The 13642-nt window shown below is 67.5% G+C and carries 9 protein-coding genes and 1 pseudogene; 2 read left to right on the top strand and 8 right to left on the bottom strand.

The annotated features are described in order from the left end of the window. Positions 1-100: 100 nt before the first annotated feature. The 5 genes and pseudogenes from J8F10_RS28860 to J8F10_RS28880 form a co-directional block, all read right to left on the bottom strand. Positions 101-1186: pseudogene (locus J8F10_RS28860) on the bottom strand (hypothetical protein); the annotation flags it as partial. Beyond that, on the bottom strand, positions 1135-1404 hold the full coding sequence (locus J8F10_RS28865; protein ID WP_210652645.1) for a hypothetical protein: 270 nt from the start codon (positions 1402-1404) through the stop codon (positions 1135-1137). The pseudogene J8F10_RS28860 and the gene J8F10_RS28865, both read right to left, overlap by 52 nt. A gap of 201 nt (positions 1405-1605) precedes the next feature. Further along, positions 1606-2400 carry an HpcH/HpaI aldolase family protein gene (locus J8F10_RS28870; protein WP_210659886.1) on the bottom strand — a complete coding sequence of 265 codons (795 nt, stop codon included), beginning with the start codon at positions 2398-2400 and terminating at the stop codon, positions 1606-1608. Positions 2401-2443: 43 nt separating this feature from the next. Continuing rightward, on the bottom strand, positions 2444-2809 hold the full coding sequence (locus J8F10_RS28875) for a hypothetical protein (RefSeq protein WP_210659888.1): 366 nt from the start codon (positions 2807-2809) through the stop codon (positions 2444-2446). A gap of 86 nt (positions 2810-2895) precedes the next feature. Further along, positions 2896-4344, bottom strand: coding sequence for an oxidoreductase (locus tag J8F10_RS28880; protein ID WP_210659890.1), 1449 nt, complete (start codon positions 4342-4344; stop codon positions 2896-2898). A 175-nt stretch (positions 4345-4519) separates the two neighbouring features. Here J8F10_RS28880 and J8F10_RS28885 point away from each other — a divergent pair, with 175 nt between their 5' ends. After that, complete coding sequence (locus tag J8F10_RS28885) at positions 4520-6436, top strand: hypothetical protein (RefSeq protein WP_210659891.1); 1917 nt, start codon at positions 4520-4522, stop codon at positions 6434-6436. A 205-nt stretch (positions 6437-6641) separates the two neighbouring features. After that, entirely contained in the window at positions 6642-8594 is a 1953-nt protein-coding gene (locus J8F10_RS28890; protein WP_210659892.1) for a hypothetical protein, read from the top strand. A gap of 161 nt (positions 8595-8755) precedes the next feature. On the opposite strand, the gene J8F10_RS28895 is transcribed toward J8F10_RS28890, so the two are convergent. The 3 genes from J8F10_RS28895 to J8F10_RS28905 form a co-directional block, all read right to left on the bottom strand. After that, positions 8756-10186, bottom strand: a complete 1431-nt coding sequence (locus tag J8F10_RS28895) for a TIGR04222 domain-containing membrane protein (RefSeq protein WP_210659893.1) — start codon at positions 10184-10186, stop codon at positions 8756-8758. Between the two features lie 190 nt (positions 10187-10376). Next, a complete protein-coding gene (locus J8F10_RS28900; RefSeq protein WP_210659894.1) occupies positions 10377-11147 on the bottom strand; it encodes a sugar phosphate isomerase/epimerase family protein in 771 nt (256 codons plus the stop codon). A gap of 143 nt (positions 11148-11290) precedes the next feature. Beyond that, positions 11291-13483 (bottom strand): SGNH/GDSL hydrolase family protein, encoded by a 2193-nt coding sequence (locus J8F10_RS28905; RefSeq protein WP_210659895.1) that lies wholly within the window; start codon positions 13481-13483, stop codon positions 11291-11293. Positions 13484-13642: the final 159 nt, after the last annotated feature.

Consider the following 13642-nt stretch of genomic DNA (forward strand, 5'->3'; position numbering starts at 1 on the left):
TAAAGGTTTCACCCGCGTGCATAGCTTCGGTGGTGGCTGGGGTCAATCTCGATTTTGAGCACAAGAATGCACAGGGTGTCCCTGTAGATTTTGGCAACGCTCAAGCGGCGGTCCAGAAGTCGTGCCAGTCTGGGGTCTCGATGACGGCCGCCAGTTCCACCAGCGGCCCGACGTGTTCCACGCGCCACCGCGCGCCGGTTAGTTTCATCCGGCGATTCACCAACTGCTTCACCGAACCCTCGATTAACCCGCTGCCGATACTCCGACCATTTGCCAGCCGTTGCGCGTAGCCCAACCGCGTCGGGTGCGAGCCGAGGTAACGCGCCAACGCCCGCAACACGTCTCCGTTGGATTCCGACGGCAACGCGCCGAACGTATCGGCGATCCACCGCTCGATCCCGGCTTTCCCATCCGTCACCACGGCCAACAAGGCGCTCTGCCGACGAGCGGTCGCCTCCGCCGTCTCACCCCAGATCGCCTTCACCGCAGTCCCGATGTGCTCGATCGCGTGATACACGTCCAATACACCGGCGGCCTGGGGCAACACATCGGCCGCCAGATTCCAGATCCACTCCGCGCCGTCACCCAATACCGTCACGTCGCTGGCGGTGGTCACCTTCAGGCGATCCGCCTCCGCTCGCACGCGCTCCGCGAAAATGCTCGCGCCCTCGACGTTGGCCACCACGGTCCGAATCGTTGGGGGCGGCAACACGCGGTCGCTCCACTTTTCGGGCGTCGCGGACTTCCCCCGCTCTCGCTTGCAAACCACGCCCAACTTGATGTCCCGCCATCCGGTCGTGGTGTTCACCTTCCCGGCGTCGATTTGCACCTCGACGACTCCCCCGGCCGTTGCGAATCGTTCGGCGTCGGCGCGATGCTCGCGGGAGGCCCTCAGACTCTTCGCGGCGGCGTGTGTGAGTTGGCGAATCACCTCGTCGTCTAACTCCCAACCGGCCAACTCACGCAGCGTTACTTCCGCACGCGCAAAGGAATCCCTCGCACCGGCCAGAACCGCCATCCGCTGTGCGGCGGTCGTTACATACCCCTCGGCTCCCAGAACGGCATCGGCCGGGAACGCTCCGCCATCGGCGCGGATGGCGTACTGACGGCGGAGGCGGATGCGCCCGAGTGCCGTCAAGAGCCAGCGGGGGCGTCGTCCTTTGAGCCTGCTGCCCGACTTTTTTGGGAAGCATCGGTGGTGTCGGCGCGACTCTGGACGGCGGAAGCCAACGTGTCGCGGACGAGTTCGCGTCCGGAGTCGAGGGCGACTCGTTCACAAGCGGCCAGTACCGTACCATCGGGAGCGGTGGCACCGACGTGTCGCATCTGAGCGAAAAACGCCAGCGCCTGCTCCAAAATCAGTCGTTCCGCGTCGGTCTGGTACTCGATGGTTAGCGTCGGCATCCGTGCCTCCCAGAGTCAAAAAGTGCAAGGACCAACAGCCTAACCACTACCGCCTGCCAAAATCTACAGGGACACCCGAATGCACAGGGCTTCCGCCCTGTGCTACAAACGCCGGCCGCTCCGCGGCGGAAGAGGGTTCTGGTCTTCGCCCCGGAGGGGCCGTCTTCCGTAACAGGGCGGAAGCCCTGTGCGCCCTGTGGTTCAATACTTAGCGAGGTCGCCCCCCTTACCCAGTCCCAAACCATCGACGACTTGCTTGGCCCCGTCGGTCAGGAACTTCAGTTCGCTGTTCACCGCGATGAACTGCCAGCCGTCCGCGATGCGCGATTTCGCTTCTTCGATGCTGAACGTGTGAATGCCGGCGGGCACACCGATCCGCTTCGCGGCGGCCAGGATGTCCGCGAGGGCCTGCTTGAAGACGTCCGGGTGCGGCGGTTTGCCGTCCGCGCTGCGCATGCTCGCGGCGAGGTCGTTGGGGCCGACGAACACCGCGTCGATACCGGGCACGGAGTACACTTCCTCGAAGTTCCGCACGGCCTGAATGTGCTCGCACTGGAGCACGATGAGGATCTCGTCGTTCGCTTTCGCGTAATAGTCCACCGGGTTCGCGGCGAAGTTCAGCGCGTGAACGCTCCCGCCGACGCTCCGCGTGCCGAACGGCGGGTACAGGCACGCGCTCACGGCGTCCTCGGCCTCCTGGCGCGTGTTCACCATCGGCACCACGACGCCGAACCCGCCGTTGTCGAGGACGCGCTTGATGTGGTCGTGCCGGTTGGAGGGCACGCGCACGAGCGGCACGCTCCCGGCATCCGCGATCGACGCGATCATGTGCGTGGTGGTCTCGACGTTGACGAGCGAGTGCTCGACGTCGACGGTGAGCCAGTCGAAACCAGCGCGCGCGAGGAACCGCGACGCGGTGACGCTGCCGAGCGAGAGCCAGGTTCCGACCGTGGGTTTACCGGACTTCAAGAGTTGCTTAACGGGATTGGTGCGCATGGGGGTTCCGGGGGAGGAGGGTACGCACCTGTTGTATCGCGGTTCAGTCGAAGAACTCGGCGTTGCGTCGGAGGAACAGCGTGTACGCGCCGAAGAACCCGCAGATCGCGAGGCCGCCCGCGATCAGTTCGGGGTCGCGAACCCCGGCGAACGCCCCGATCGTGAGGCCGGCCGCGCTCACGATTTTCACGAGGTTCAGCCGCATTGCCCAGGTGTGGGCGTAGTCGCTGAGGCGCAGCAGGCCGTAAGCGAGCGGCAGTTCGAGCAGTTGAAGGATTCCGGTGATGCCCATCGCGCTCATGCGCTGGCCGGGCGGCGCGTTGAAGACGGCCCACGCGAACCACCCCAGCGCCAGCACCAGTGAGACGAGCACGAAGCCGAGCAGGACGAACCACCGGCGGGCGGACATGGCGGGCCTGTTTTCTGTGACGCGGGGGCACCAACGACCGGGTCGGCCGTGCGTCCCAAACGCGCGATGCCGATTCCCTCAATCTGTCATTCGCTCGCGGACGGTGATTTCTTCACACTCAACTGTTGCACTTCCTTCCAGATTTCGCCGTAGGCCTCCTTGTCGAACGGCGGGCACCCGGTCGCGTACTGGCCCAGCGGGTGCTGCTTCGCGCGCATGATTGCCGTGCAGTAGCTGAACGTGCGGCAGACGCGCTTGCGGTCGAGCTTGCCGCTATCGAGCAACTGGCGCACCCAATCGGGTTGAGCCAGCGTTCCGCGCCCCACGCCCACGATGCTAACGCGACCGTCGCGGACGTTCGCCGCGGCGCCTTGTGGCAAGAATTCCTGCAGGTAGCTGTACCCCGTGCCCACCAGCGCGAGATCGGGGAACGCCCTCTGAATGGCCTCGGCCGCCCGGAAGTGCCGGTCCACGCCGGTGAGCGGGTGCTCGGGAGATTCGTAGCCGTCCGGCGGCGGGTACTCGAACGGGCGCCCGTAGTGCGGCTGCGCGTATGGGTTTCCCATCGTTGCGTTTACGAGCGACACGCCCAGCCCGCGCATGTCCGCGATCCAGCGCAGCGGTTCGGTGAGGTCCACCGTAAAGGGATGACTCTCGGACATCCCCCAGCCGTTCACCAGCGGTAGCGCGTGGGTATCCGGTGTGCCGTCGGCGTTGGCGGCTTTGTGAAACGGGATGCCGTCGTACACGTTCATCCGCGTGGCGATGACGATGTGATTTGGGACCGCTTCGCGCACGGCCTGAATCGTCTCGCGCGCGAAGCGGGTGCGGTTCTCGTAGCTGCCGCCGTAGGGACCGGGCCGGTTCCGCGCGCCGAGCAACTCGTTCAACAGGTAGCGGTGGCACTGCTTGATGTCGATGAAGTCAAAGCCCACCTCCACCGCGAGCTGCGCCGCGCGAACGTAGTCGTCGACGAGGTGCTTCAGCTCGTCGTCGGTAATCAGTGGGTAATCGGCCGTGACCCGCGCGCCGGTCGCCCGGTTCGCGGTCGTGCGCGGATCGAGGATCGGGTCGTGCGTGGCGATGATCGGGCGCGGGTGGCTGTAGCGCCCGGAGTGCGTCAGTTGCAGGCCGAAGAGCAGGTCGGAGTCGGTCCCGTTCGCGTCGCGGTGGGCGCTGCGGCACTCGGCGACAATTCGCGCGAACGCCGACTTGGTGGATTCGTTAAGTAAGATTTGCCGGGAGTTGGCGCGCGCCTGCTGCGTGACGGCGCAGGCCTCGCCCCAGAGGAGTTTCGCCCCACCCGCCCCGAACCGCTGGTACCGCCGGAACGTGAGTTCCCCCGGTGAGCCGTCGGGTTCGCCATCGCACCCTTCCATCGGGTGAACGCACCACCGGTTGCCGACGGTGCGCGGCCCGACGGGGCGGGGCTGGAACAGCGGCGCGAGGTCGTCGGAGAACCGCAAATCGATCCCGAGCCGCGCGTTCTCCGCTTCCAGTTCCGCGACCGACTTGTACTTGAAGAACTTGGCCATTGGTGGTTGGCTAGCGAGTAGAGAGATGGACCCGGGTACTGTACTCCCGCCCGCGTTCGGAACCACCCGGCGCTGCGCCGTTACAAACGTATTTCGTGGTCGCCTCGCATTTGCCGAAATGTTAAGGTAGTCTGTATCGTCGCGTCCTCTCCTCGCTGTCGCCGAGGGTTGAACCATGTTCTCAAAGTTCGCTCGTGTTGCCGGGCTGTGTGGCGCCCTACTGGTGGTGTCGAGTCCGGCCGCACCGGGGGCCACACCGAAGGAGATCGACCGCGCGCTCAAGGCCGGCACCGACGCCCTGAAATCCGGGTACAACCAGAAGGGCGGGGCCGGCTTCGGCAGCGCGAACCTGGCCAACCACGGGGTCGGCCCGACGTGCCTCACCGGGCTGGCGCTCCTGGAAGCGGGCACGCCGATCGACGACCCCGCGGTGAAGACGATCACCGCCCGGGTCCGGGACGCGGCGTACACGCAGAACCAAACGTACCAGGTCGCGCTGTGCCTGATGTACCTCGACCGCCTCGGCGACGCGGCCGACGTGCCGGTCATCCAGATGCTCGCGGCGCGCCTGATCGTCGGCCAGACGGCCGGCGGCGGTTGGACGTATCAAACCTGCGGGGGCGTCTCCGCGGAAACCGCGACGTGGCTCAAGAACAACCTCCAACCGAACCAACTGGTCGCCGGCGCGAACGGGAAGCCGCCCAAGTTGCACCCGGACGTCGAGAAGTACGGCCAGGCCCTGGTCGCCGACCGGACCCAAGGGGGCGCGACGGTCGGGTTCGGGGACGATAACTCGAACACGCAATTCGCCATCATCGCGATCTGGATGTCCCGCAAGCACGGCGCGCCCGTGGAGGACACCCTCGACCGCATCGAAAAGCGGTTCATGGGCTCGCAGGACCCGCGCACCGGGAACTGGTCGTACTCCGGGGGGATGCCCGGTCCCGCGGGCGTCGGCGGGATGCCCGGGAGCCCTTCGATGTACTGCGCGGGCTTGCTCGGTATGGCCACCGGGCTGGCCCGGCGCGAGGACCGGCGCTTGAAGAGCGAGGCGCCGGCGCCCAAACCCGAGGCGCCCGCGAAGCCCGATAAGCCCACCGACCCGTTTTACAACCCGCCCGCCGGGAAGGACCCGCCCAAGAAGCCCGCCCGCGCCGCCCCCGACGCGCGCGACCTCGTGGTCCAACTCGCCTTCGCCGGGTTGGGGCTGACTATGGGCGATCAGATTCAAAAGGGTCAGGGGCTCCTGACCGGCAGCGGCGCACACGGGACCGGCGACCTGTACTTCCTCTGGTCCCTCGAGCGCGTCGGCGTCGTCTACGGCATGGACAAGATCGGCAAGATCGACTGGTACGATATCGGCTCCACGGCCATCGTTCGTTCACAAGGGGCGGACGGCACCTGGACCGTCGGCGGCAGCTACGGGACCGAGGTCAATACCGCGTTCGCCGTCCTGTTCCTCTGCCGCTCGAACCTCGCGCGCGACCTGTCCAACAAGGTGCAGAAAGACCCCACCAGCACCGAAATGAAGGCCGGGACCGGGCCGGCCGCGACGGACCTGCTCCCGAACCGGCCGACCACACCGGTGAGCGCCGCCGTGCCGGTCGTCAACCTGCCGAACCCGACCGGCGACGAGGGCGTCGCGCTCGCGTCCAAGTTGCTGAAGGCGTCCGGCAGCGATTGGGCGAAGCTGCTCGCCGAGTCCCGCGACGCCAAGGGCACGGTCCACACCCGCGCGCTGGCCGTCACCGCGGCCCACGCCGACGGTGATCGAAAGGCCGCGGCGCGCGAGGCGCTCGCCGAGCGCCTGTGCCGCATGGCACCCGCCACGCTCCGCACCATGCTGAAAGCGAGCGAGGTCGAGTTGCGCCGGGCGGCCGCACTCGCGTGCGCGATGAAAGACGATAAGGAACACATCCCCGATCTGATCGAACTCATCACCGACGCGGACGATTCCGTAGTGCGGGCCGCGAAAGCCGGACTGAAGAGCCTTTCCGGGAAGGACTTCGGCCCCGCGTCGGGCGCGCCCGCGGCGCAAAAGGCCGCCGCCGCTACCGCGTGGCGCGAGTGGTACGCGAAAGAAAAGAAATAGCGTCTCGGGCGCCCCGCGGGGCCGTTTATTGAATTACGGGCCGTTCCTGAACGGTAAAAAGCCTCGGTGCGTCGGGTTGTGGGTCAGCACAATCCGACGCACCGGCATAATTGCTCCAACACTTCCGCCCGGTCCGCGTTCTAAGTATCGGGAAACACGTCGCGGGTCGCCCGTTTCGTTCGTTCACATCCGGTGAGGGCCACGCATGGCGCTCCTGCGGCTTCTATCGGCGCTTGTGTTCGCGATTTCGTTCACTCATTCGGCGCGCGCCGCGGCGCCCAAGGACATCGACGCCGCGGTGCAGAAGGGGCTCGCGTACCTCAAAAAATCGGGCGAAAACGGTAAGTGGGGCCGGGACTCCGAGCGCGTCGGCGCCACCGCGCTCGTGGGGCTCGCGCTGCTCGAAGCCGGGACCCCGCCCGACGACGCCAGTGTGAAGAAGATCACCGCCTTTGTCCGTGATGCCGCTTACACGCAGAACCAAACGTACCAAGTCGCCCTCTGCCTCCTGTACCTCGACCGCCTCGGCGAACCGGGCGACCGGCCGCTGATTCAAATGCTCGGCGTCCGGCTCCTCGCGGGGCAGAACGCGAACGGCGGGTGGACCTACGAGTGCATCCCCACCGTTCCCCCCGCGACCGAGCGCCTGCTGCGCACCAAACTCTCCGACACCGTTCTCATTGCCGGGCGCGCGGACCCGGCCCCCGCGAAACCGCTCGCGCCGGGCGCTGCGGGCAAGCCCGGCGCGGGTGGGAAGCTCCACGCGGACGTGGAGAAGTACCGCCAGGGGCTCCTGGCGGCCGATCACGGCCGCGCCCACCTGCCCGACGACAACTCGAACACGCAGTTCGGTGTCCTGGGTGTGTGGGTCGCGCGCAAGCACGACGTTCCGGTCGAGCACGCGCTCGAACTCATCGAGAAGCGGTTCCTCGCGCAACAGGGGGCGGCTGGCGGGTGGCCCTACAGCGGCCTCCTCGGGCGCGCGGAGGGGAGCCCGTCGATGACGTGCGCCGGGCTGCTCGGGCTCGCGACCGCGATCGGCCGGCGCGAGGAGAAAAAGCAAAAGGCCGAACTCGTTGTGAAGACGGCCGTGAAGGAACCGAAGCCCGAACCCGCGAAGCCCGCGGCCCCGCCCGGCGCGGACCCGAACGACCCGTTCTACAATCCGCCGAAAGTGCCCGAAGCCGACGCCCCGAAGAAGCCCGCGGCCCCGGCCGCACCGAAGGCGAACAGGGGGCCGGGCGACCCCCGCGACGCGGCGGTGAAGCTCGGCATGGCGAACCTCGCGGCCGCGCTCGCGGGCGAGGGGCGCGAGGTGCGCGGCCGGCGCGGGAACGATCCCGATTTGTACTTCCTTTGGTCCCTGGAGCGCGTCGGCGTCATTTACGGTGTGGACAAGATCGGCAACACCGACTGGTACGACTTCGGCGCCGATACGCTGGTCGCCGCTCAGCGCGGCGACGGCTCGTGGACCGGACGCAGCGGGTACGGTGCGGACGTGGACACCGCGTTCGCGCTCCTGTTCCTCTCGCGCTCCAATCTCGCGCGCGACCTCGCCGCAAAAGTCCAGCGCAGCCCGGCCAACGCGGAGCTCCGCGCGAACGCCGCTCCCGCGCCGGGCGACACGGTGGCCGCGAAGCCCGAACCGCCCCCGAGTCCGACCCCCGCGGCGGTCGAGCCGCCGATCAAGCCCGTCGCCTTCGCGCCACCGAGCGCCCCGAAACCGGTGCCGGGCACCACGGCGAGCGAGATCGCGATCGAGCTCACGCGCACGTCGAGCGCGGACTGGGAGGCCACACTCAAGCGCGTCCGTGAAGCGAAGGGGCAGGAAAATACGGGCGCCCTGCTCGCGGTCATTCCGCTCATCGACGGCGAACGCAAGGCGACCGCGCGGGAAGCGCTCGCGGAGCGCCTGTGCCGCATGACGCCGGTCTCGCTCCGCGGGATGCTCAAGGCCGACGACGCGGAACTGCGGCGCGCTGCGGCGCTCGCGTGCGCGATGAAAGACGACAAGGACCACGTCCCCGACCTGATCGACGCACTGGGCGACAAGAACGAGGTCGTGACGAAGGCGGCCCGCGCCGGGTTGAAGAGCCTCACCGAGAAGGACTTCGCCACCGCGAACGAGTGGCGCGAGTGGTACGCTTCGCGCAAGTGATCCGCAGGCGGGCTCGACGAGCCGCGACCGCAAGGGAGCGGGACGTCCAATGCGTTGAGCCGTGACGACCACAAGGGCGCGCCTCCCGCTCCCTCGCGGTCGCGGCTCGTTTCGTTACAAGGGCGCCGGTGGGCATTTCCCAAACGAGCAAGGCACTCCGCTCAGTCGCCCCCGCACCCGCCCCGCATCCACCCCCCCGCCGCACCCACCCCGCACCCACTGCTCCCGCCGCACCCGCCGGACGACGCTTCGTTGGTCTGTCTGGGGTACCACGTTTGCAGCGGCGCGATCGCGGTACCGGCCAGCACCGCCGTCCCGAACAGTGCAACGGCCATGCCCGCGTCGCCGCTGTTCTCCCACCGCGTACCGGCCCGGAGCGGGTCGCACCGTTCCTTTTGCTCCGCCAGGAGCGCCCGCCCGCGGTGGCTCAAGCGCCCCGAACCGGCGAGTACGATCAGCAGGCTGAAAACTCCGCCGACGATCGACGTAGCGACCAGGTATTCCACCGGTTTCTTCGCGTCCAATCCCATCAGCAACCGGGGGAGCGAGAGGCACAACAGCACGACCGCGAGCGGCATCAGCGACGTGAACGCGATGAGTACCTGCCGGCCCTTCGGGATCGTGATCCCCTCTTCTTCAAGGCGCTCAACGTTTCGAGCGAACGCGGCATCCACGGCTTGTTGGATCGGCTTCAGGGAAGCCGCGTCGTTCGAGACCGGTAGTCCTTGAAGCACCGCGCGCTCGACGGAACTGATATCGTCCGGAATCGGCCCGGTGCGGATCAACCGCTTGCCGTCGTCCCCGACGTGAGCCAGATCCCTCCCGACCAGGCGGGCCACGGCCGCGGTCATGAGGCGCCCCGCGCCGCCGGCCAGGTACGCGGTCTGTTCCCAGTCCAGTTGGTATTCGTCGTCCGGGATCGCGTCGGGGGTGCGCATCACGGAACGGACCACCCGGCCGATGCACACGGCCGCGACCAAAGCGCACCCCAGTGTGGTGAGGAACTCCTTGTTCTTCAACTCGAACGGGTTCACCCCGCCGTTGCACCCCGGAACCGCGAGGGCGATGAGCACGAACGCGGCCGTGAGTTGTGCGACGCGCTTGACGGGCGCTTTGGGGATGACCCAGTTCCGGGCGACGTTCACGACCCGGTGCCGGGTATCATCGCCGAACCGTTCGTTCCCGGCGGGCCAGATGTTCGCGGGCGCCGCGCGGCCAAATGCTTCGCGGTACGCGGTCAGCGTCTCGGCGTACATGGCGAAGTGCTTCGCGCCTTCTGCCGGCCCGCCCTTCGTGGGCTCGTGGTGCAGCGGGCGGCCCAATACTTCGCCGCAAAACCGCTTCCAGTAGGACTTTGTGTAGGTCAAGTGCATGTGCCACGCCGCGTCCACGTCCTCGGACGGGCAGACGGTGATCCCCGCCGTTACCGCGAGGAACACGTACCGCTTGTACTCTTCGATGACGCGATCCGTGTGGGTGCGGGACCAACCTTGTTCGCGTGCGAGTCGCGCCGCAAAGGGGAGCGCGACCTCGTCGCCATCAATGTCGAACGCCAGGACGCGAGCGAGCAGTTCCGACCGGTCGGGAGACATGGGGAGAATCCCTAATGGGAGGTACGAGGCGAGTCACTCGCAGTCTACTTCGCTCGGGCCGAGGAAGGCTTGGAAATCTGAGCGATTAAGAAGAACAGATGAAAACTCCGGGGCGAATTGCGCTGCCGCTGTACCCTCGCGGTCGCAGAGGATTCGCTCGCTTCGTCAGGGGAGGCAAGTGCGGTCTTTTTCAATTGCGAAGCGACTCCAGATACACGCGACTTTGCCGCGCGGCCTCCAGGGGGTTGGTGGCGCACTCGTCCAGCTCGATGACCCAGTCGACCGGGCGCGCCAGCGCCCGAAGGGTTCGAGGGACATCGACCGTCCCGTGCCCGAGGGCCGTCATCGGCCGGCCGTGAACACACGGCCCGTCCTTCCAGTGGATCGACCGGACCCGCGGTGCCAACTGCGCGAGCGCGTCGGCCGGATCGGTTCCGGCCGTTTGTGCCCAGTACACGTCCAACTGCCAGAACACGTCGGGGTGCAGTCCCTCGTGGAGCAGGCGGATCGGCCGTTCCCCTTCGAGCGGCTCGAACTCCCACCAGTGGTTGTGCATGCCGAACTCGAGTCCGTGGTCCCGGGCGAGTGCCCCGGCCGCGTTGCAAGCCGCGATCAGATCCCCCACGCGCGCGCGAGAATCGAACCGCGGGTCGCGGGGCCAGCCGTGCCAGATGACCTTGGGGCACCGGCACGCGCGGGCGAGTTGCGCCAGGGGACCGATAGTTTCGGGCGTCGGCAGGTCGCCGTGGATCGACACGACGGCCAGGTCGTGACGGGCGAGCGATTCGGCGAGCCGGGCGGGCGCCAGCGCCGGTGGGAGCGGGGCGAGTTCCACGGCCGAAAACCCGGCGCCCTTCACGGCGGCCAAAGCCCGGTCCGCGTCCGCCGCGAACGCATCGCGGATCGTCCAGAGTTGGAGCGCAACCGGGGGCGGAGCGGGCGGAACTATTTGCGGCCCCATAGAGCGCTCGGTGAGAACCGGCCGAGGCCGGGAACGGCTTCAAACTGTAGCGCACGCGGTACGCCTGGGACGCAGTCGGACCTCGGTGCGCGGTGCATTTTACCACAACGCCCCGCGCACCGGTCCTGATGTTGACCCGCGGGCTACTTGCGCTCGTTTAGCACCGCGAGTATCGCTTGCGCGTAGAGCCGGTGCCCGAAGTCGTTGGGGTGGTTCAGCCCGTTGCCGGTCAGGTCCAGGTCGTGCTTGTTCTTCAGCATCAGCTCCCACACGGCGGTCAGGTCCGCGAGCGCGACGCCGGGGCCGGTCATGCCCTTTAACACGTCGCGGTACTTCGGGAACATGTCGCGCGGGGTCGCGGTCCATTCGCCGTGGCCCAGCATCGATGCGACCAGAATAACTTCAATGTCCTTGTCGGCGGCTTTGATCCGGTCGAGGATCGTGCGGGTCTGTTCGCCGAACCACTTCGGGTCGCGCCGCCCCACATCGTTCATGCCGTAAGCGACCACGATCAAGTTCGGTTTCTCGGCCAGGAGCTTGTCGAGATCCTGGACCCCGTTTGCCACGCTCCACCCGCCGACCGCCCGGTTCTTGAGCGCGATCCGGCAATCGAATCGCGCCTGCAACTGCGCCGTCACGAGTTCCGCGAACCCGGGCTGGAACGGGGCCGCGTTGGACAGCACCGAGGCGTCCGCGCCGGTAGAGATACTGTCGCCGCTGACGCCGAGCGTGAACGCTTCACCCGCTTTCAAACGAGCGGCCGTCTTCGGTAGGCTGCCCGCGATCGCGTCGGCGGCGATTTTTTCGTCGCGGCGCCGATAAGTGACCTCCACGTTGCGGTCGTGGAACCAGCGCCCCGCGTGGTACATGAGCGATTCGTTCGGGTGCCCCACACGCGCCGCGTAGCTCTGCGGTGAACCTTTGGGTACGAACAGTGTGCGGGCCGGAATCGATTCGATGGAGGCGCCCTTCGTGAATGTCAGCGTCAGCCCGTCCTTCGAGAGCGCCACCGCGTCGCGGTCGAACCGGTGCCGGCGATCGGCCGTCGCGACCTCCAGAACCTCGGTAGCCGGGAACGCGAGCCGGGCCGTGATCGGCCCCTCGTCCTTCATCTGGAGCAGGACGCTGCTCTCGCGGTGAACGACCGGTGAGGCCCACGCGGGTGCGAGCAGGTGCAGGTCCGCCAGCGTCTCCTCCACCTTGCGCGGGGCGAGCAAGTTCTTCTTCAGCACGTCGGCCCACATCTCCGCCGCTTTCGCTTGACCCAGTGCGCTAAAGTGCCGGCGCGATCCGGCCCCACCTCGATACTTCCCGGTCAGCGTGTCCGTGTCCGGGCCGGACTGGAAGCCGGGTCGAGCGACCAGTTCGTCGATCGCCTTGCGGATACGCGATTCGCCCTCGGGGTCGGTGTAAACGGTCGGGTGGTGCGTCGATTTCGCCAGCAACCACGGCGGCTGAGTGCCCCACTCCGTGGCCGCTGTGTGCCGAATCGCGCGCACGTTCGCGACGTACTTCTCGGTGGTGGTTTTGGCGATCACGTCCGATTCGCCCTGCTGCCACAGCACGGCCCGGAACGCGCCCAGCGCTTTCCCCGTTTCGACGAGACGCCCGTGAAGCACTCCGTCCGGCGCCCACTGCGAAGTCGCGGTCGCGCCGACGGCGACGTTGGCGAACGCGACCGGGACGCCGAATTCCTTGACCAAGGCGTCCCCCACGGGCGGCCAGATCGAGCCGTCCGTGCTACCGTCCGGGACCGGCTGCGGGTCGTTCGCCACGCCCCACGTACTCTTCGCAGCATTCCAGGCGACGACGCGCTTTTGCGGGTCCGTCACGATCAGTTTCTCGTCGTTGCAGTTGGTCGCATACGACTGGCCGGCGACGACGAACACTTCGCCCACGCCGAACGGCTCGACCGCGCCCCGGTGCGTCACGACTTCGGCTTGTCGGCACCGGATTTCGAGCCGGTACCACCCGCCGGCCGGCACGCGGGCCGTGGCCGCGGGGCCGGCATTCTCGGCTCGGACGTTCAGCTTGGTCCACGGCACGTCGCGCCCGGTCGCACCGGTTAATTGCACCACGCGGTATTCCCAGGCCGCGTGCCCCGGGGACTTGACGGGCTCCAGGCGCAGGGCGACATCGGCGAACCCGAACGCCGAATGACCGGGCTTCTCCTTCGCGGCCGCGACGGGGTCGAAACCGGTGCGCTGGACCACCTGGTTGGGTTTGGGCGCCACTACGGTTAGGGGGGCGGGTTCGGCTCCGGTTAGTGAACTTATCGTCGCGAGCCACATGAGGCACGCGAGAGAGTACACCGGTCGGTTCGGCAAACGGCGCATAGCGGCTCTACAACGAGGAGAGGGTGATCGAACGTTACCGGGCAACGGCACCGCCAACAATACCACGGCACGGGCCAGACTGCGACAGGGCGCAATGAGTTGTCCCGCACGCCGCACCCCGTTCTAATACCTACTCCCAACCCGTCGCCATCCGTTTCG

Origin of the sequence: Gemmata palustris (assembly GCF_017939745.1) — a bacterium.
In the GTDB taxonomy this organism is placed as follows: Bacteria; Planctomycetota; Planctomycetia; order Gemmatales; family Gemmataceae; genus Gemmata; species Gemmata palustris.

Excerpts from the sequence above, each read along its gene's own strand:
- J8F10_RS28900 (WP_210659894.1), bottom strand. The coding sequence starts at position 11,147 with ATGGGGCCGCAAATAGTTCCGCCCGCTCCGCCCCCGGTTGCGCTCCAA.
- J8F10_RS28895 (WP_210659893.1), bottom strand. The coding sequence starts at position 10,186 with ATGTCTCCCGACCGGTCGGAACTGCTCGCTCGCGTCCTGGCGTTCGAC.
- J8F10_RS28905 (WP_210659895.1), bottom strand. The coding sequence starts at position 13,483 with ATGCGCCGTTTGCCGAACCGACCGGTGTACTCTCTCGCGTGCCTCATG.
- J8F10_RS28880 (WP_210659890.1), bottom strand. The coding sequence starts at position 4,344 with ATGGCCAAGTTCTTCAAGTACAAGTCGGTCGCGGAACTGGAAGCGGAG.
- J8F10_RS28865 (WP_210652645.1), bottom strand. The coding sequence starts at position 1,404 with ATGCCGACGCTAACCATCGAGTACCAGACCGACGCGGAACGACTGATT.
- J8F10_RS28875 (WP_210659888.1), bottom strand. The coding sequence starts at position 2,809 with ATGTCCGCCCGCCGGTGGTTCGTCCTGCTCGGCTTCGTGCTCGTCTCA.
- J8F10_RS28870 (WP_210659886.1), bottom strand. The coding sequence starts at position 2,400 with ATGCGCACCAATCCCGTTAAGCAACTCTTGAAGTCCGGTAAACCCACG.
- J8F10_RS28885 (WP_210659891.1), top strand. The coding sequence starts at position 4,520 with ATGTTCTCAAAGTTCGCTCGTGTTGCCGGGCTGTGTGGCGCCCTACTG.
- J8F10_RS28890 (WP_210659892.1), top strand. The coding sequence starts at position 6,642 with ATGGCGCTCCTGCGGCTTCTATCGGCGCTTGTGTTCGCGATTTCGTTC.